The organism is Rhodoglobus sp. G.S.23, from assembly GCF_056675935.1.
On the sequence record NZ_CM155237.1, the window covers coordinates 2,404,818 to 2,420,983 of the forward strand.

A 16,166-nucleotide genomic window follows, 5' to 3' on the forward strand; every position below is an offset into this window, starting at 1 on the left:
GCGGATTAACGCTTCGAGAACTGCGGAGCCTTGCGGGCCTTCTTGAGTCCAGCCTTCTTACGCTCCTTGACGCGAGCGTCACGGGTAAGGAAGCCAGCCTTCTTGAGGATCGCACGGTTGTTCTCTTCGTCGATCAAGTTGAGCGAACGAGAGATACCCAAACGCAGCGCGCCGGCCTGGCCGGAAGGGCCACCACCGGTGATGCGTGCGATTACGTCGTAACCACCGAGCAGGTCAAGGACCTTGAACGGGTCGTTAATGAGCTGCTGGTGAAGCTTGTTGGGGAAGTACTCGGCGAGCTCACGGCCGTTGACCGTGATGGTTCCCGAACCGGGAACGAGGCGCACGCGGGCAATTGCCTGCTTGCGACGTCCAACGGCTGCACCGGGAACGGTGAGTACGGGGCGAGGCGCAGCAGGCGCCTCGGTTGCTGCCGATTCAGTCGTGTACGACTCGGGAGCACCCTCGGTGATTGAATCTTCGATCTTGGCCACAGTAATAAGTCCTTAAGTCTTGGCTACGTAAAGCGCGGGCGCTACTGAGCGACCTGGGTGAGGGTGTACGGAGTTGGCTGCTGAGCAGCGTGAGGGTGCTCAGTGCCTGCGTAGACCTTCAGCTTGGAGAGCTGAGCGCGACCGAGGGAGTTCTTGGGGAGCATTCCACGGACTGCCTTTTCGACGGCGCGCGTAGGGTGCTTCTCCAGCATCTCGGAGTACGTGGTGGCCGTGAGTCCGCCCGGGTAACCGGAGTGGCGGTAGGCCTTCTTCTTTGCGAGCTTGGAGCCGGTGAGGGCAACCTTCTCAGCGTTGATGATGATGACAAAGTCACCCATGTCCATGTGAGGAGCAAAGGTTGCCTTGTGCTTTCCACGGAGCAAGATGGCTGCGTGGCTGGCGAGACGGCCGAGAACGATGTCGGCGGCGTCGATGATGACCCATTCCCGCTTGACGTCGTCGGGCTTGGGCGAATATGTACGCGTCACAATAGTGCTGCTTTCATTGATCGAGTGAGGTGTTCGTGAATCCCGCTCCGATGGTTGTTTCAGAAGAAACAATTCAGGTGGAGGGCTCATGATCGGATGCCGCGCTCTTATAGCGCAGACACCAAGGGTCAACAATAGCGGAACTTTGGCTACGCAGCAAACACTCCGCTGACGCTAGTCCATCGGATCACGGTGCGATCGGGTGAGTTCTGCGCGTGCCGCCAGACCCTCGTCCGGTGGATAGCCGACCTCGACGAGCGTGAGTCCTTTCGCCGGCATGACCTTGTACTCGCTCCCCTTCGATCGTTCATCACGAATCTCGAACGGACGAGCAACATCAAGCTTGCCCTGGCCAACGAAAACGCCAGCACCAACAAGCGATCGCACCATGCTGTGGCAAAACGCGTCAGCACGCACCTCGGCAACGATAATTCCTTCTTCATTGCGTCGCCAACTGAAATGTTCAAGCCACCGGACCGTTGACGCACCCTCGCGCGGCTTACAATATGCCGCCCAGTCGTGGAGCCCCAGTAGTTCCTTTGCCGCAGTGTTCATGGCATCGACATCGAGCGTCGCGGGATACCACACCGTGTGGTTTCGATAGCGCGGGTCCCGCGGCGACTCATTGTCAGCGATGCGGTACTCGTACCGACGCCACAGCGGAGAAAAACGTGCGTCGAAGCCTTCAGCGGCAATCTCAGAGCTCGAGACATGGATATCAGCTTCGAGCCCGGCGATTCCGTTGATACGCCGGGCCAACGATGCTGGCCCGTCATAACGCTTTCCGCCCATATTCCCCCGACGTGGCCGATCAAGGCTGCGGAGCTGGGCATCAGTCAGATCAAGGTGAGCGACCTGCCCGCTCGCGTGCACCCCGGCATCCGTTCGACCGGCAACGACGAGGGAGGGGATCACCCCGAAGCGGCGAAAGATCACGCCGAGTGCGTCTTCAATTGTGCCCTGAACGGTGCGGAGAACTGGCTGCTTTCCCCACCCAAAAAAGTTTGTGCCGTCGTACGAAATATCGAGTCGCAGACGGGTCATCTGAGGATCAAGAACGTCACCATTGTCGGTGTGAGCAATCGGCTGATCCATTAGTCAATCCTATTTCACGAAGAAAACCCCGGCCCGCACGAGGCGGAACCGGGGTTTTCTCTAACGAAGAAAGTTACTTCTCTTCTGCAGTCTCTGCAGCAGCGTCCTCAGCAGGAGCCTCAACGGCTACGTCTTCGGTTGCGACTTCTTCGACGGGAGCTTCCTCAACGGCGGGCTCTTCTGCAGCAGCCTTGGGCTCAGCCTTGGCGGCGGCCTTCGGCGACTTCTTCTTCGGTGTAACGGGCTCAAGAACGAGCTCCATCTGAACCATCGATGCGTTGTCTCCCTTGCGGAAACCAAGCTTCGTGATGCGGGTGTAGCCACCATCGCGGTTCTCAACCTGCGGTGCAATGACCGTGAAGAGTTCGTGGATGACAGTCTTGTCGCCGATGATTCCGAGCGCGCGGCGACGGTTGTGCAGGTCACCCTTCTTCGCGAACGTGATCAGGCGCTCAGCAACGGGACGCAGGCGCTTGGCACGCATTTCCGTTGTCTTGATGCTCTTGTGAGTGAACAGGGCTGCTGCCAAGTTGGCGAGCATGTGGCGCTCGTGCGCCGGTCCACCGCCGAGACGCGGGCCCTTAGTAGGTGTAGGCATTTTCTAATTCTCCAGTGTCAAAGGTTCGAGCCAGTGGCTCAAGCGTTGGTCTCGTCGTCGGCGTATCCGCCGTAGAAGTGCGCGCTGTCGAATCCGGGAACGCTGTCTTTCAACGACAGTCCCATTTCGACAAGCTTGTCGCGTACTTCGTCAACCGACTTCTGACCGAAGTTGCGGATGTTCATGAGCTGGGTCTCCGACAGAGCCACCAGTTCACTTACGGTGTTGATGCCTTCGCGCTTGAGACAGTTGTAGCTGCGCACCGAAAGATCAAGATCTTCGATCGGCATGCTGAGCTCGGTCGAAAGCACGGCGTCAACCGGTGCTGGACCAATCTCAATACCCTCAGCTGCAGTGTTGAGCTCGCGAGCGAGTCCAAACAGCTCGGTCAAGGTACGACCGGCTGACGCGATGGCGTCACGTGGGGTGATTGCCGACTTAGTTTCGACATCAACAACGAGACGGTCAAAGTCAGTGCGCTCACCGGCACGAGTTGCCTCGACACGGTAAGTGACCTTGAGTACTGGCGAGTAAATCGAGTCGACCGGAATTTGGCCGGCTTCGCTAAATTCGCTGCGGTTCTGCGTTGCGGTGACGTAACCACGGCCACGCTCGATCGTCAGCTCAAGTTCAAACTTGGCCTTGTCATTGAGCGTTGCGATGACGAGTTCAGGGTTGTGAATCTCTACACCGGCAGGCGCAGAAATGTCAGCAGCCGTGACCTCACCAGCGCCCTGCTTGCGCAGGTAAGCGGTGATGGGTTCGTCGTGCTCGCTGGAAACGACGAGGTTCTTGATGTTGAGGATGACCTCGGTGACATCTTCTTTAACACCGGCGACGGTGCTGAACTCGTGGAGTACGCCGTCAATACGGATGCTGGTGACAGCTGCTCCGGGGATCGACGAAAGAAGGGTACGACGGATGGAGTTTCCGAGGGTGTAACCGAAACCGGGCTCAAGCGGTTCGATAACGAACCGTGAACGGAATTCGGAGATGTTCTCCTCAGCAAGGGTGGGACGCTGTGCAATGAGCACTGGTGATTCCTTTCGGCAAAGTGTCCGCTATATGACACTTGTGGGCGACGGGTGGCTGGCCCGACGTTGTATTGAGTTGTGCGCTGGAGCGGTGAGCGAGGGCCACAACGGGCCCTCGCCACGACGCCAGCACTAGCTAGTTACCTAGCTAGTACGGCGTGAAACTAAACGCGACGACGCTTGGGCGGACGGCAACCGTTGTGCGTCTGCGGTGTTACGTCGTTGATCGAACCCACTTCGAGGCCAGCAGCCTGCAGCGAACGGATCGCAGTTTCGCGACCTGAACCCGGTCCCTTGACGAAAACGTCTACCTTCTTGACACCGTGCTCCTGAGCCTGGCGCGCAGCCGACTCAGCGGACATCTGTGCTGCATAAGGGGTCGACTTGCGCGAGCCCTTGAAGCCGACGACACCTGACGATGACCAGGCAAGTACTGCACCGGTGGGGTCAGTGATGGTGACGATGGTGTTGTTGAAGGTTGACTTGATGTGAGCCTGGCCCACTGCAACATTCTTCTTTTCTTTACGACGCGGCTTACGAGCGGCCGATTTTGGTGCTGCCATTGTTTTCTCCTAAAACTTTGATGGCGACGACGCTGGGAATGAACCCAGGGTCTATCGGGCCTTCTTCTTGCCGGCTACGGTGCGCTTCGGGCCCTTGCGGGTACGAGCGTTGGTCTTCGTGCGCTGTCCGTGAACGGGCAGTCCCTTGCGGTGACGGATACCCTGGTAGCTGCCGATTTCAACCTTGCGGCGAATGTCTGCTGCGACCTCACGGCGAAGGTCACCTTCTACTTGGAAGTTTCCTTCGATGTAGTCACGAAGGGCGATGAGCTGGTCATCGGTGAGATCGTGAACGCGGATTTCTCCGCTGATTTGTGTGTCGGCGAGGGTTTTGAGTGCCCTCGTGCGGCCAACACCGTAAATGTAAGTCAGTGCGACCTCTACACGCTTGTCGCGTGGGATGTCGACGCCGGCTAGACGTGCCATAGTGGCTTCTCCTGTTAGTGAGTGGAGGTCTGTAGCAGCACCTGTGCACCGGCCTCCAACCGGTGGTGTCCCTGCTTCTCGCTCTCGTAAGTTGCAGATCTGGTGTTGCTATTTAGCTGTATTTAGTTGTGTGCCGCGACGATTTCTCGTCGCGCGCGGTGCGATCTGTTCGCGGAACCTTAGCCCTGGCGTTGCTTGTGACGCGGGTTCGACTTGCAGATAATCATGACGCGACCGTTGCGGCGAATAACGCGGCAGTGGTCACACATGGGCTTGACGCTGGGTGCTACCTTCATAGTTTTTCCTTGTGAATCGCTGTCGTCGTTCCACTTGTCCTGCAAAGGAACAGTGGACGTTACTTTCCAGCGCTCGTTACTTGTAGCGGTAGGTGATCCGGCCGCGAGTCAGGTCATACGGGCTCAACTCGACAACCACACGGTCTTCCGGAAGGATTCGAATGTAGTTCTGTCGCATTTTGCCGGAGATATGAGCAAGCACTACGTGGCCGTTACTTAGCTCAACACGAAACATCGCGTTGGGCAGAGCTTCAACTACTGCTCCTTCAATCTCAATGACACCGTCTTTTTTGGCCATAGCCTCTTCGTCGCTATAAGTGGAGTTCGCTGGTCTGCGTGGATTGTGGTGAGTGACTTTCGAAAAAATCTAGGCACGAAAAAATCGGCCTGAAACACCAAAGATCAAGCCTACGCTAATCCCGGGCGTTTCGCCAAGCTGGGGCTAAGATTGCGCCTTCACAGTTTCAACGGCATCCCCATAAAGCGGATCCCCCTCGTGCAAGTCCATAACCTTCGCCACGAAATCCTCGGCGGAAAGCGATGCGCGCAGCTCCAGCATCCTCACGCTCTCAGGATCGCCGGCGACATCAAACTGAAGCGCTGCACCCACGGCACGCAATAATGCGCTTGGTCTGGTGCCCGCTGCGGCAAGCACTGCCGCGGGGCTGATGAAGCGTTCGTTGCGCGAAAGCTTTCGTAGTGGGCTACGCCCAACTCGTTCTGGAGTATCCGGCAAGTATTGATTACCGAACCGTCGGATGCAGGTGCTCACGTACGCCGCATGGTCGGCGGCATCGAACCCATGCTTTGCGATAAGCATTTGGCTGGTCTCAGCCAGAACGGCGTCGACTTCGGCAGCGACCTCAGCGATCGCCATCGCCGCAACCAGGGTTTCCGCCCCTCGGACATGGCCATGGTAGGCGAGCGTCGCATGACCCGTATTCACCGTGAAGAGTTTCCGCTCGATGTACGGCTCAAGATCGGTCACGAAATGAACGTCGGCAATCTCCGGAACACTGTCGCCGAATGGTCCGCTTTCGATGGCCCACTCAAAGAAGTCTTCAACGGTAACGTCAAGCCCTGCCGCTGGGTCCTGCGCTGGCACGATGCGGTCGACAGCAGTGTTGGCGAAGATTGCCTTGGCGGCCAAGATCTCCGCGTTGACAGAAACAGCAATTTCAGCCCGCAGGATGTTCGTTGCATAGAGCGCGTTCTCACATGCCAACACGTGCAATGGTGCTCGGTCTGCCGATCGCGCCTCGATTGCTTGTGCGATGAGCGGCGCTACGAACTTGAGAATGTTGGGACCAACAGCCGTGGTGACCATGGCGGCGGTGGCGATCTCCTCGACCACGGCTGCTTCATGGGTTGCACTGTTGAGTGCCCGAAAGTTATCGACGGTCCACGTGTGGGGCTCTGCGCCAACTTCGTGGACTTGATAGCTGTCAGCCGAGGCGAGGCGGTCGATGAGTTCTGCCGCGACATCCGCGAACACAATCTCGTAGCCCGCTTTGTGCAAAATCAATCCGACAAAGCCGCGACCGATGTTTCCTGCTCCAAAGTGAACGGCCTTCATGCGTTGTTCAATTCGCTGAGCAGCGAGAGGAGCTCTTCTTTGCTCGAGGCGTCGATGAGCTTCTGCACTTCATCGTTGTCGCTAAAGATTGTGGCAACAGCGGCGAGGGTGTCCATGTGGCCACCGTCTTTTCCAGCGATGCCGACAACGAAGCGAACCTCGTTGCCATCCCAATCGATGGGATCCGCGTACCGCACGAACGAGAGCGCAGACGACAAGATCGTGTCCTTGCCCTCGTTCGTGCCGTGCGGAATGGCTAGGAAGTTGCCCATGAAGGTTGAAGTCAACTCTTCACGGGCCTTCATGAAGCCAAGGTACTCGGGCGTTACCGCACCAGCAGCGATGAGAATCTCGGCCGCCTCAGCGATCGCTTCCTCTTTAGTGCGGGCGGTGCCAGCCGCTGTGATCTGGTCTAGCTCGAGTACCTTGCTCATGATGTCTCCTGTTACTTGCCAACCATGTTTACGACTTCATCGTATTTCGGACTGTTCATGAAGTTATCAACAGAAACATGGATTGCGCCGGGAACCTTCTGCTGAGCGCGTTCCGTGAGCTTGTCCTGAGTGATGACGAGGTCCTCAGTGCCATCAAGGTTCGCGATCGCCTTATTCGTGACGTTGACGCCTTCGATGCCAGCCTTAGCGAACTTGTTGCGCAGAACTGTCGCGCCCATGGCGCTCGAACCCATACCGGCGTCGCAAGCGAAGACCACATTCTGGATCTTCGTAGCGGTAGCCGTTCCGGCAGCGGCACCAGCAGCTGCGCCGGTTCCGAGCAGGTCGCCTACCGAGCTGTCGCGACCCTTGTTGGCAGCGTTCTTAGCAACGGCTGCAGCAAGTGCATCGTCGCCGTTAGCCATTGCCTCGAGGTCACGCTTGCGACCGGCACGGATGATGACGGCAGCGACGGCAAACGACACTGCAGCCGAGAAGACAACCGACAGCAGAACGCCAACGATGCTTCCCGGAGGCGTCTGTGCAATGACCGCGATGATCGATCCCGGGGATGCCGGAGCACGCAGACCGGACTGGAAGATGACGTTCGTAAGAACACCAGTAGCTCCACCAGCGATCGCCGCAACAACGAGAAGCGGCTTAGCCAGTACGTAGGGGAAGTAGATCTCGTGAATACCGCCAACGAACTGAATCAGGATCGCGCCGGGAGCGCTCGCGCGCAGCAGACCGACACCGAAAACAACGAAGGCAAGCAGGATCCCGAGGCCGGGGCCAGGGTTTGCTTCGATGAGGAAGAGGATCGACTGTCCCTTGTCCAGCGACTCAGCGGTACCGAGCGGCGTAAAGACACCGTGGTTGATCGCGTTGTTGAGGAAGAGGATCTTACCCGGCTCAACGAAGATGCTCGCGAGCGGCAGCAGGCTGTTGTCAACGAGGAAGCCAATGATGCCTTCGAGCCCCTTGCTAATCGCGGTAACGATCGGCGCAATCAGGAAGAACGAGGCAATCGCAAGCAACATAGCCACAATCCCGGCGGAGAAATTGTCGACGAGCATTTCGAAGCCGGGACGAATCTTTCCCGCCCACAGCGCGTCAATCTTCTTCATGACCCAAGCCGAGCTGGGACCAACCAGCATCGCACCGAGGAACATCGGAATGCCGGCACCGACGATGACGCCGACGGTAGCGATCGTTGCGACAACTCCACCTCGGGTGCCGTAGACCATGCGTCCACCGGTGTTAGCGATCAACAGAGGGAGTAAGTAGACGATCATCGGCCCGACAAGACCGGTGTTCGTTACTTCAGGATCGAGACTCCAACCACCGAGCTGTTGAACCCAAACCGGGTCGATGCCGAGCAGCGGCAGCCAACCAGTCTGAATGAATAGTGCGGTGATGAAGCCCCAGGCGATGAATGCCGCAATATTGGGCATCACCATTCCACTGACGAAGGTTCCAAACTTCTGGACTCCTACGCGTGCACCGCCTGTCGAGGCGGTCGTAGACGACGTTGTCATTTTTTACTCCGATATCTGTGATGTTGGGATACTGCGAGGGAAGCGACCGAACACGACTAGCTTTCGTCGTGATCGGTACTGAGAATTTCGGTGAGTTCCGCAATGATCGCGTCGGCGCCTTCGCCGTCTGCCGCAATTGTGACTTCGTCACCGTGGCTGACGCCGAGCGAAATGACGCTCAAAATGCTGGCAGCGTTGACTGACTTGTCACCCTTTGAAATGGTGACGGCAATCCCGGATGCTGCGGCCGCTTGCGCAAAGAGCGACGCCGGACGGGCGTGAAGCCCATGCGATGACGCAACCTGAAGAGTATTTTCAGCCATGATTTCTGCTTTCTGTTGTTGCGTGAGGGAGAGAATCGAGCAGGTCGAGCGCAATGTCAGCGCCCGCGGCAGTGAAACTCAGCATGGGTAGCTGCAGCGCAGTCGCGCCGATTAGTTCTGCTGCGGCTTTCGCTTGCTCAAAGAAGTCAGTGACGTGCGCACTCACCAAGACGACATCCACCGAAGTCAACGGCATGCTCAAAGCCGAGACGCTAGCCGGAATGAAAGTGTGTTTGATGCCGCGGACGGCCGCTTGATTGCGAAGAGCATGCGCCAAGAAAGTACTTGATGCACCTGCACCGCACACAACCAGCACTGATGACATGTTGTCGCCTCCTTGCGAGCACCACTCGAACTCTTTCCAGTCTCTATGGTGGCGTGAAGACGTAGGACAGCTCCAATAGAGAACATTCCGCACCCGCGGAAGCGTTCATACGGGAGAATGGTTACCTGATGCTCGATAACCATGCACGACTAATCGAACACCTCGCCCAGGCCGAGGGTTGGGTGACTGCGGCCGAACTCGCAGACAAGCTCGGCGTGACCACCCGCAGCGTTCGCAGCTACGTCACCGCGGTTAAGTCGTCGGCGCTCCCCCTCGAAGTCATCGAGTCATCGACAGCCGGCTACCGTCTGCACCGCGATAACTATGCGGAATTTCTCAAGAGTGCATCCAATCGGGACACCGAACGACCTCGAGATCGCCAATACCACCTCGTTCGACGGCTTGGTGATGCCCCTGAGGGCATCGACATCCATGCTCTGGCAGATAGTTTCTTTGTGAGTGAGTCGACGATCGAGGCGGATCTCCGCAAGATCAAGACGGTCGTTACCGAAGAGGGTCTCTCGCTCATCCGACGCGGTGCCTTAGTAGTGTTGTCGGGCACTGAGCCAAATCTGAGACGACTTCTGAGCAAGATGTTCCGCCACGAAGACACTCAAGGTTTCTTAGAGCTTGCAAGTATTCAGCGCGAATTTGAGTCATCAGACCTTCGTGCCTTCAAAACCTCACTGCTCGACCTTCTCGACGCCCACGGCTATTTCGTAAATGAGTACGGCATTAATCATGTGCTGCTTCACGTAGCCATTGCCGCAGATCGAACCTCACCAGCGAGCCCGGCACTTGCCGATGCGGCACCTGAGTTCACCAACGAGCTCGGAGCCCTGATCGCGGCACATTTCTCCGTGAATCTCGCTCGTGATGAACTCAACGAAATAGAGATCCTTCTCACTACGCGGGTGATTACCCGCGGCACGGATGCAAGCTCAACTTCCGATGTCGATCTCGAAGAACTCATCACTCGGATTCGCCGAACCGTGCACCATGTGGGCGAGGAGTACCTTGTCGACCTCGACGACGACGACTTCATCATGCGATTGTCACTTCACGTTCGCAACCTAATCTTGCGCGCTCAAGACCTCTCGTATTCGCGAAATCCAATGACTCGGTCGATCAAGACCAGTTATCCCATGATTTACGAGTTGGCGGTCTTTATCGCGGCGGAAGTCCAACGCAGCGAGCGAATCACGATCCACGATGACGAGATCTCGTATATCGCCCTTCACGTCGGATCACATTTGGAGCGACAGGCCAAGCGCGAGGTCCGACTGACGGCGGCGCTCGTCTGCCCCAACTATCACGACCTTCACGTCATCCTTCGTGAACGAATCGAGACTGTTCTTGGAGACGAGCTTCAACTCCGCATCGTGATCACTCGCACCGACGTGGATCTCGCCGAGCTGTCTACCGATCTCGTGCTCACGACTATCGACCTCCGCTCGTTCGCCGACAACGTTGTGCTCATTCAGCCGTTCCTGACAGAAACGGATGTCGACAGCATCCGAAAGACCATCGGGCGGGTGCGCAGGTTGCGTCGTCGTCGCGCCCTCACCGATGAGCTTCTCCGTTTCTTTGATCCGGCGCTATTCCTGCGAAATTTCAGTGCCCCAAGCGAAGAGGCCATGATCGAAGCGCTCGGAAACCGGATGATCGAAGCTGGCGTCATAGAACGCGACTACATCACGGGAGCCATCGAACGAGAACGGATGTCGTCAACTGCATTCACGGACGCTCTCGCGGTTCCGCACGCGATGACGATGAACGCCCATCGAACCGCAATCAGTATCGTCATCAACGAGACACCAATGCAGTGGGGCGAGAACCGCGTGAATGTGATCGCGTTGATCGCGTTTAGCGCCGCCGGCCGAACAACTTTCCAAACAGTGTTCGACCAGTTCGTGACAGTATTTTCGGATCGCGATTATGTGCAGCAGCTCGTCAGAAAGGCCGTCGACTTTCCAACGTTTATTGACGAACTAGTGCGCGGTATCGAGAACTAGGCGGTTTCGAGAACTCGGCGGTTTCGAGAACTAGGCGGTTTCGAGAACTAGAGAGACGAGGAGTCTGCCGCGACGATTCCGCGCTCAATGAGAGCGTCGGTGATGCGTGCAGTGACGGCATCGATCTCACCAAGTGCATCGATCGTGACGAGCACGTCGCGAGCGGCATATACCTTGATCAGCGGCGCGGTCTGCTCGCTGTAGACCTCAAGACGATGACGAACGACAGCTTCGGTATCGTCGCTGCGGCCCTGTTCAAGCGCACGTTTACGCAGTCGATCGACAACGACCTCTGGGTCTGCTTCAAGCTCAACGACGACGTCGAGGGCAGCACCATGGCTAGCCAAGAATGCGTCAAGCTCACGGACCTGGTCGGTCGTTCGCGGGTAGCCATCGAGCAAGAAACCGTCTTGCGCATCGGCCTCTTCGAGTCGGCTACGGATGAGCTCGTTTGTGAGGGAATCAGGGACGTTATCGCCGGCATCCATGAATGCCTTCGCTTTGGTTCCCAGTTCGGTGCCATTCTTCACATTGCTGCGAAAAATGTCACCGGTGGAAATTGCAGGGATTCCATAAATTTCAGCGAGACGCGCTGCTTGCGTGCCCTTGCCCGCGCCGGGTGGGCCAATCAATAGGAGTCGTGTCAACGCAACAAACCTTCGTAATGGCGCTGCTGCAACTGCGAATCGATTTGCTTGACGGTCTCAAGACCGACACCAACGATAATCAGGATGCTTGCTCCGCCGAATGGGAAATTTTGGTTGGCCCCGATGACGACGAACGCGATCAACGGAATCATTGCCACTAGGCCCAAGTAGAGCGAGCCAGGCAAAGTAACGCGAGTCAAAACGTAGTCGAGGTATTCTGCGGTCGGTCGACCAGCGCGAATACCGGGGATGAAGCCGCCGTACTTCTTCATGTTGTCGGCAACTTCTTCGGGGTTGAATGTAATAGCAACGTAGAAGTAGGTAAAGCCTACGATCAGCAGGAAGTAACCGATCATGTAGATCGGGCTATCGCCGGATACCAGGTTGTTCTGGATCCAGACGACCCATGCTGCAGAGGTCTCACCAGCTTGTGGCTGGTTGAAGTTTGCGATCAATGCTGGCAGGTACAACAGCGAGGAGGCGAAGATCACGGGGATCACGCCGGCCATGTTGACCTTGATCGGAATGTACGTGTTGTTGCCGCCGTAGGTGCGTCGGCCGACCATGCGCTTTGCATACTGAACGGGAATGCGTCGCTGCGATTGTTCAACAAACACGACTGCGCCCATGATGAGAATGCCCATCAGCAGCACGAGAACGAAGATTTCGATTCCGCTGCTGACGTAGATGCCCCAGAGCGCGCTCGGGAAGGTTGCAGCGATCGAGGTGAAGATCAGCAACGACATTCCGTTACCGATTCCACGTTCGGTGACCAATTCACCCATCCACATAATGAGGCCGGTGCCGGCGGTCATCGTGATGACCATGAGCAGGATGGCGTACCACGCGTCGTTGGTGATCAGTTGGCTACATTCAGCAACACCGGCTGACTGGAAGAGTGCGCCACTTCTGGCAACCGTGATCAGCGTCGTTGACTGAAGGATTGCGAGAGCAATGGTGAGGTAACGCGTGTACTGGGTCAGTGTTGACTGGCCAGACTGACCCTCTTTGTGAAGAGTCTCGAAGTGTGGGATTACCACACGCAGTAGTTGCACGATGATCGATGCCGTGATGTACGGCATGATTCCGAGCGCAAATACGGAAAGTTGAAGGAGCGCCCCACCACTGAAGAGGTTGATGAGGTCATACAGTCCGCCACTGGACGAGTTAGCTGCAAGACACAGCTGAACATTGCCAAAGTCGACGAACGGCGCTGGGATGAAGGAGCCAAGCCTAAACAGCGCAATGATGCCTAGTGTGAACCCGATCTTCCTGCGAAGGTCAGGCGTGCGAACAATCCGCGCGACAGCTTTAAACACAAGGCCTCCGATTATCTATGTACTGCGGGCGAATGGGGAACCCCTATGCGGGATTCCCCACCCATCCTGTCTGCTTTGGTCACCGGTGTGACCAGCGCGACACTAACGTCTCGCGCAGTGACAGTTACTGAACCGAACCGCCGGCCGCAACAATCTTCTGCTCTGCTGAGCCGGAGACTTTGTCAACTGCAACATTCAGCTTAACCGCAATATCACCCTGACCAAGAACCTTGACCTTTTCGTTCTTGCGAACGGCGCCCTTGGACACGAGATCAGCGATGGTTACATCGCCACCCTTGGGGTAAAGTTCCGCGAGCTTCTCAAGGTTTACAACCTGGTATTCAACGCGGAACGGGTTCTTGAATCCGCGCAGCTTAGGTGCACGCATTACGAAGTTGATGTTTCCACCTTCGAAACCAACACGCATGTTGTAGCGCGCCTTGGTTCCCTTGGTTCCACGGCCCGCGGTCTTACCCTTGGAGCCTTCACCACGGCCGACTCGCATGCGGTCTTTCTTAGCACCGGCAGCGGGACGGAGGTGGTGCATCTTCAGAACCTGCGGGCGACTTGCCACATTGTCACTCGACGTCGTCTTAGCGGTCGAGGACTTTGCAGCAGGAGCCTTGGTTGCAGCCTTCGCAGGTGCAGCCTTAGCTGTCGTTGCCTTGGCAGGTGCAGCCTTAGCTGTCGTTGCCTTCGCAGGTGCAGCCTTCTTGGTGGCAGCAGCCTTGGGGGCTGCGGCCTTCTTTGGAGTTTCTTTCTCGTCAGCCATTAGTCAATCTCCTCGACCTTGACAAGGTGAGCAACCGTGTTGACGTAACCACGGTTCTGCGAGTTGTCCTCGCGCACAACAACGGATCCGATGCGCTTGAGCCCGAGGCTGCGCAGCGTGTCGCGTTGGTTCTGCTTCTCACTAATTTTGGACTTGATCTGGGTTACCTTCAGGCGACCAGCCATCAGACACCTGCCTTAGCTTCAGCCTCGGCGCGCAGCAAGCGTGCCGGGATAACGTGTTCTGCATCGAGGCCACGACGAGCGGCTACCGAGCGAGGCTCTTCGAGCTGCTTGAGTGCTGCGACCGTAGCGTGAACGATGTTGATCGTGTTCGAGGAACCGAGCGACTTGCTGAGAACGTCGTGAATTCCGGCGCACTCGAGTACGGCGCGAACGGGACCACCGGCGATAACACCGGTACCAGCGGATGCGGGACGCAGCAGAACTACGCCTGCAGCAGCCTCTCCCTGGACCGAGTGAGGAATCGATGCGGCGACGCGAGGAACGCGGAAGAAGTTCTTCTTCGCCTCTTCAACGCCCTTAGAAATCGCGAGAGGAACCTCGCGAGCCTTGCCGTAACCGACACCAACCATGCCATTTCCGTCACCGACGACGACGAGCGCGGTGAAGCTAAAGCGACGACCACCCTTGACGACCTTCGATACACGGTTGATGGTGACGACGCGCTCCAGGAACTGGTTCTTGTCGTTGTCGCGGCTGTTGTTTCCGCCACGACCACCACGGTCGGGGCCACGCTCACGGCCGCCACGACGAGCCTCGCGAGGCTCGCTTGTGACGTCGGTTGCTGGGGCGTCTACGACGACCTCAGGTACGGAGATGGCGCTAGTCGCCTCAGCGGCCACGGCCTGCTCCTTGTTAGTTGTCTTGTTGTCCACGTTGTCGCTCACAGGTTCAATCCACCCTCTCGCGCTCCGTCGGCGACAGCTGCAACGCGACCTGCGTAGCGGCTTCCACCACGATCAAATACGACAGCGTCAACGCCGGCATCCTTGGCGCGCGCGGCGACCATTTCACCGATCTTGCGTGCCTTAGCGGTCTTGTCGCCGTCAAACGTACGCATGTCCGACTCCATGGTCGAAGCTGAGGCTACGGTGACTCCCTTGGAGTCATCCACAACCTGAACGAATACGTGACGCGCTGAACGCGTAACCACGAGACGGGGGCGCACCTCAGTGCCCACGACCTTCTTGCGGAGACGTGCGTGCCTGCGGCCCTTAGCGGCCGACTTGCTCTTACCTCTGGTTCCGAGAGCCATGTCTACTTACCACTCTTTCCGGCCTTGCGACGAACAACTTCGCCGGCGTAGCGCACACCCTTGCCCTTGTAAGGCTCTGGCTTGCGCAATTTACGAATGTTGGCTGCTACTTCGCCAACCGCCTGCTTGTCGATGCCGCTGACAACTAGTTTGTTGTTTCCCTCGACCGCGAAGCTAATGCCTGCGGGCGGGTCAACGGTGATCGAGTGCGAGTACCCGAGAGCAAACTCAACTGAGCTGCCCTTTGCCGTAACACGGTAACCAGTACCAACAACCTCAAGGCCCTTGGTGTAACCGTCGGTGACACCAACGATCTGGTTAGCGATCAGCGTACGGGTGAGGCCGTGAAGCGAACGCGATTCGCGCTCGTCGTTGGGACGGGTTACGAGAACCTGGCCCTCTTCAAGCGCTACAGCGATGGGAGCCTTGACGGTGAGCGCAAGCTCACCCTTCGGGCCCTTTACCGCGACGTTTTGTCCATCGATGGTGATTGTGACACCAGCGGGGACATCAATAGGAAGTCTTCCGATTCGTGACATTTTGAGTTACCACACGTAAGCGAGGACTTCCCCACCTACGCCCTTCTTAGTCGCCTCTTTGTCGGTCAGAAGACCAGAGGAGGTGGACAAAATTGCCACGCCGAGTCCGCCAAGAACCTTGGGGATTTCGGTTGAGCGAGCGTATACACGAAGGCCAGGCTTCGAAACGCGCTTGATTCCCTTGATGGAACGCTCGCGAGTGGGGCTGTACTTGAGTTCGATCGTGAGGGTCTGGCCCACGCGGGCGTCCTCGGTGCTGAAGCTGAGGATGTATCCCTCTGCTTTGAGCATTTCAGCCAGGCGCGACTTCAGCTTGCTGTTAGGCATTGAAACGCTGTCGTGGTGCGCCGAATTGGCGTTGCGCAGTCTGGTCAGCATGTCAGCGACCGGATCTGTCATTGTCATT

General features: G+C 57.4%; 23 protein-coding genes. 1 reads left to right on the forward strand and 22 read right to left on the reverse strand.

From position 1 onward, the window contains the following. Positions 1-5 precede the first annotated feature (5 nt). From rpsI to AC1ENN_RS11795, 14 genes are all read right to left on the reverse strand, one after another. Complete coding sequence (gene rpsI / locus AC1ENN_RS11730) at positions 6-494, reverse strand: 30S ribosomal protein S9 (protein WP_449647424.1); 489 nt, start codon at positions 492-494, stop codon at positions 6-8. A 41-nt stretch (positions 495-535) separates the two neighbouring features. Next, entirely contained in the window at positions 536-982 is a 447-nt protein-coding gene (gene rplM, locus AC1ENN_RS11735) for a 50S ribosomal protein L13 (RefSeq protein WP_343922643.1), read from the reverse strand. Positions 983-1,156: 174 nt separating this feature from the next. Beyond that, positions 1,157-2,077 carry a tRNA pseudouridine synthase A gene (locus tag AC1ENN_RS11740; protein WP_449647425.1) on the reverse strand — a complete coding sequence of 307 codons (921 nt, stop codon included), beginning with the start codon at positions 2,075-2,077 and terminating at the stop codon, positions 1,157-1,159. Between the two features lie 73 nt (positions 2,078-2,150). Next, the gene (gene rplQ / locus AC1ENN_RS11745; protein WP_026037551.1) at positions 2,151-2,675 is read right to left on the reverse strand and encodes a 50S ribosomal protein L17; all 525 of its coding nucleotides are present in this window, start codon (positions 2,673-2,675) and stop codon (positions 2,151-2,153) included. Between the two features lie 38 nt (positions 2,676-2,713). Continuing rightward, positions 2,714-3,709: a DNA-directed RNA polymerase subunit alpha gene (locus AC1ENN_RS11750; RefSeq protein WP_219950252.1), complete on the reverse strand. Its 996-nt coding sequence runs from the start codon at positions 3,707-3,709 to the stop codon at positions 2,714-2,716. A 164-nt stretch (positions 3,710-3,873) separates the two neighbouring features. Beyond that, positions 3,874-4,272 (reverse strand): 30S ribosomal protein S11, encoded by a 399-nt coding sequence (gene rpsK / locus AC1ENN_RS11755; protein ID WP_009773100.1) that lies wholly within the window; start codon positions 4,270-4,272, stop codon positions 3,874-3,876. Positions 4,273-4,323: 51 nt separating this feature from the next. Next, positions 4,324-4,698, reverse strand: coding sequence for a 30S ribosomal protein S13 (gene rpsM / locus AC1ENN_RS11760; protein ID WP_009773101.1), 375 nt, complete (start codon positions 4,696-4,698; stop codon positions 4,324-4,326). Positions 4,699-4,877: 179 nt separating this feature from the next. Then, on the reverse strand, positions 4,878-4,994 hold the full coding sequence (gene rpmJ / locus AC1ENN_RS11765) for a 50S ribosomal protein L36 (RefSeq protein WP_449647427.1): 117 nt from the start codon (positions 4,992-4,994) through the stop codon (positions 4,878-4,880). A gap of 76 nt (positions 4,995-5,070) precedes the next feature. Beyond that, on the reverse strand, positions 5,071-5,292 hold the full coding sequence (infA, locus tag AC1ENN_RS11770; protein WP_009773103.1) for a translation initiation factor IF-1: 222 nt from the start codon (positions 5,290-5,292) through the stop codon (positions 5,071-5,073). Between the two features lie 144 nt (positions 5,293-5,436). Next, positions 5,437-6,570: a mannitol-1-phosphate 5-dehydrogenase gene (locus AC1ENN_RS11775; RefSeq protein ID WP_480391264.1), complete on the reverse strand. Its 1,134-nt coding sequence runs from the start codon at positions 6,568-6,570 to the stop codon at positions 5,437-5,439. Next, on the reverse strand, positions 6,567-7,004 hold the full coding sequence (locus AC1ENN_RS11780) for a PTS mannitol transporter subunit IIA (protein ID WP_449647429.1): 438 nt from the start codon (positions 7,002-7,004) through the stop codon (positions 6,567-6,569). The genes AC1ENN_RS11775 and AC1ENN_RS11780 overlap by 4 nt, the downstream gene beginning before the upstream one ends. An 11-nt stretch (positions 7,005-7,015) precedes the next feature. Beyond that, positions 7,016-8,542, reverse strand: coding sequence for a PTS mannitol transporter subunit IIBC (locus AC1ENN_RS11785; protein WP_449647430.1), 1,527 nt, complete (start codon positions 8,540-8,542; stop codon positions 7,016-7,018). A 56-nt stretch (positions 8,543-8,598) separates the two neighbouring features. Continuing rightward, a complete protein-coding gene (locus tag AC1ENN_RS11790) occupies positions 8,599-8,865 on the reverse strand; it encodes an HPr family phosphocarrier protein (protein ID WP_449647431.1) in 267 nt (88 codons plus the stop codon). Continuing rightward, positions 8,858-9,190 carry a PTS sugar transporter subunit IIB gene (locus tag AC1ENN_RS11795; protein ID WP_449647432.1) on the reverse strand — a complete coding sequence of 111 codons (333 nt, stop codon included), beginning with the start codon at positions 9,188-9,190 and terminating at the stop codon, positions 8,858-8,860. The genes AC1ENN_RS11790 and AC1ENN_RS11795 overlap by 8 nt, the downstream gene beginning before the upstream one ends. A gap of 128 nt (positions 9,191-9,318) precedes the next feature. Between AC1ENN_RS11795 and AC1ENN_RS11800 the strand changes: the two genes are divergently transcribed. After that, positions 9,319-11,205, forward strand: a complete 1,887-nt coding sequence (locus tag AC1ENN_RS11800; RefSeq protein ID WP_449647433.1) for a BglG family transcription antiterminator — start codon at positions 9,319-9,321, stop codon at positions 11,203-11,205. Between the two features lie 47 nt (positions 11,206-11,252). Here the strand turns inward: AC1ENN_RS11800 and AC1ENN_RS11805 are convergent, their stop codons facing one another. The 8 genes from AC1ENN_RS11805 to rpsH form a co-directional block, all read right to left on the reverse strand. Further along, positions 11,253-11,852, reverse strand: coding sequence for an adenylate kinase (locus AC1ENN_RS11805; RefSeq protein ID WP_480406107.1), 600 nt, complete (start codon positions 11,850-11,852; stop codon positions 11,253-11,255). Then, a complete protein-coding gene (gene secY / locus AC1ENN_RS11810; RefSeq protein ID WP_480391265.1) occupies positions 11,849-13,171 on the reverse strand; it encodes a preprotein translocase subunit SecY in 1,323 nt (440 codons plus the stop codon). Before secY ends, AC1ENN_RS11805 begins: the two co-directional genes overlap by 4 nt. 124 nt (positions 13,172-13,295) lie before the next feature. Then, complete coding sequence (gene rplO / locus AC1ENN_RS11815) at positions 13,296-13,943, reverse strand: 50S ribosomal protein L15 (RefSeq protein WP_449647436.1); 648 nt, start codon at positions 13,941-13,943, stop codon at positions 13,296-13,298. Continuing rightward, complete coding sequence (rpmD, locus tag AC1ENN_RS11820; RefSeq protein WP_009773114.1) at positions 13,943-14,128, reverse strand: 50S ribosomal protein L30; 186 nt, start codon at positions 14,126-14,128, stop codon at positions 13,943-13,945. The genes rplO and rpmD overlap by 1 nt, the downstream gene beginning before the upstream one ends. Further along, positions 14,128-14,853, reverse strand: a complete 726-nt coding sequence (rpsE, locus tag AC1ENN_RS11825) for a 30S ribosomal protein S5 (RefSeq protein ID WP_010203812.1) — start codon at positions 14,851-14,853, stop codon at positions 14,128-14,130. Before rpsE ends, rpmD begins: the two co-directional genes overlap by 1 nt. Continuing rightward, entirely contained in the window at positions 14,850-15,221 is a 372-nt protein-coding gene (rplR, locus tag AC1ENN_RS11830) for a 50S ribosomal protein L18 (RefSeq protein WP_449647437.1), read from the reverse strand. The genes rpsE and rplR overlap by 4 nt, the downstream gene beginning before the upstream one ends. Positions 15,222-15,223: 2 nt before the next feature. Then, positions 15,224-15,760 (reverse strand): 50S ribosomal protein L6, encoded by a 537-nt coding sequence (gene rplF, locus AC1ENN_RS11835; RefSeq protein ID WP_449647438.1) that lies wholly within the window; start codon positions 15,758-15,760, stop codon positions 15,224-15,226. Positions 15,761-15,766: 6 nt separating this feature from the next. Further along, positions 15,767-16,165 carry a 30S ribosomal protein S8 gene (gene rpsH / locus AC1ENN_RS11840; protein WP_449624131.1) on the reverse strand — a complete coding sequence of 133 codons (399 nt, stop codon included), beginning with the start codon at positions 16,163-16,165 and terminating at the stop codon, positions 15,767-15,769. Position 16,166: the final 1 nt, after the last annotated feature.

Bases quoted from the DNA above. Each gene is read 5' to 3' on its own strand.
- rplF (WP_449647438.1), bottom strand. From the start codon at position 15,760: ATGTCACGAATCGGAAGACTTCCTATTGATGTCCCCGCTGGTGTCACA.
- AC1ENN_RS11780 (WP_449647429.1), bottom strand. From the start codon at position 7,004: ATGAGCAAGGTACTCGAGCTAGACCAGATCACAGCGGCTGGCACCGCC.
- AC1ENN_RS11740 (WP_449647425.1), bottom strand. From the start codon at position 2,077: ATGGATCAGCCGATTGCTCACACCGACAATGGTGACGTTCTTGATCCT.
- rplQ (WP_026037551.1), bottom strand. From the start codon at position 2,675: ATGCCTACACCTACTAAGGGCCCGCGTCTCGGCGGTGGACCGGCGCAC.
- rplR (WP_449647437.1), bottom strand. From the start codon at position 15,221: ATGGCTCTCGGAACCAGAGGTAAGAGCAAGTCGGCCGCTAAGGGCCGC.
- AC1ENN_RS11795 (WP_449647432.1), bottom strand. From the start codon at position 9,190: ATGTCATCAGTGCTGGTTGTGTGCGGTGCAGGTGCATCAAGTACTTTC.
- AC1ENN_RS11790 (WP_449647431.1), bottom strand. From the start codon at position 8,865: ATGGCTGAAAATACTCTTCAGGTTGCGTCATCGCATGGGCTTCACGCC.
- rpsH (WP_449624131.1), bottom strand. From the start codon at position 16,165: ATGACAATGACAGATCCGGTCGCTGACATGCTGACCAGACTGCGCAAC.
- rpmD (WP_009773114.1), bottom strand. From the start codon at position 14,128: ATGGCTGGTCGCCTGAAGGTAACCCAGATCAAGTCCAAAATTAGTGAG.
- AC1ENN_RS11800 (WP_449647433.1), top strand. From the start codon at position 9,319: ATGCTCGATAACCATGCACGACTAATCGAACACCTCGCCCAGGCCGAG.
- AC1ENN_RS11775 (WP_480391264.1), bottom strand. From the start codon at position 6,570: ATGAAGGCCGTTCACTTTGGAGCAGGAAACATCGGTCGCGGCTTTGTC.
- infA (WP_009773103.1), bottom strand. From the start codon at position 5,292: ATGGCCAAAAAAGACGGTGTCATTGAGATTGAAGGAGCAGTAGTTGAA.
- rpsK (WP_009773100.1), bottom strand. From the start codon at position 4,272: ATGGCAGCACCAAAATCGGCCGCTCGTAAGCCGCGTCGTAAAGAAAAG.
- rpmJ (WP_449647427.1), bottom strand. From the start codon at position 4,994: ATGAAGGTAGCACCCAGCGTCAAGCCCATGTGTGACCACTGCCGCGTT.
- rpsM (WP_009773101.1), bottom strand. From the start codon at position 4,698: ATGGCACGTCTAGCCGGCGTCGACATCCCACGCGACAAGCGTGTAGAG.
- rplO (WP_449647436.1), bottom strand. From the start codon at position 13,943: ATGGCTGACGAGAAAGAAACTCCAAAGAAGGCCGCAGCCCCCAAGGCT.
- AC1ENN_RS11785 (WP_449647430.1), bottom strand. From the start codon at position 8,542: ATGACAACGTCGTCTACGACCGCCTCGACAGGCGGTGCACGCGTAGGA.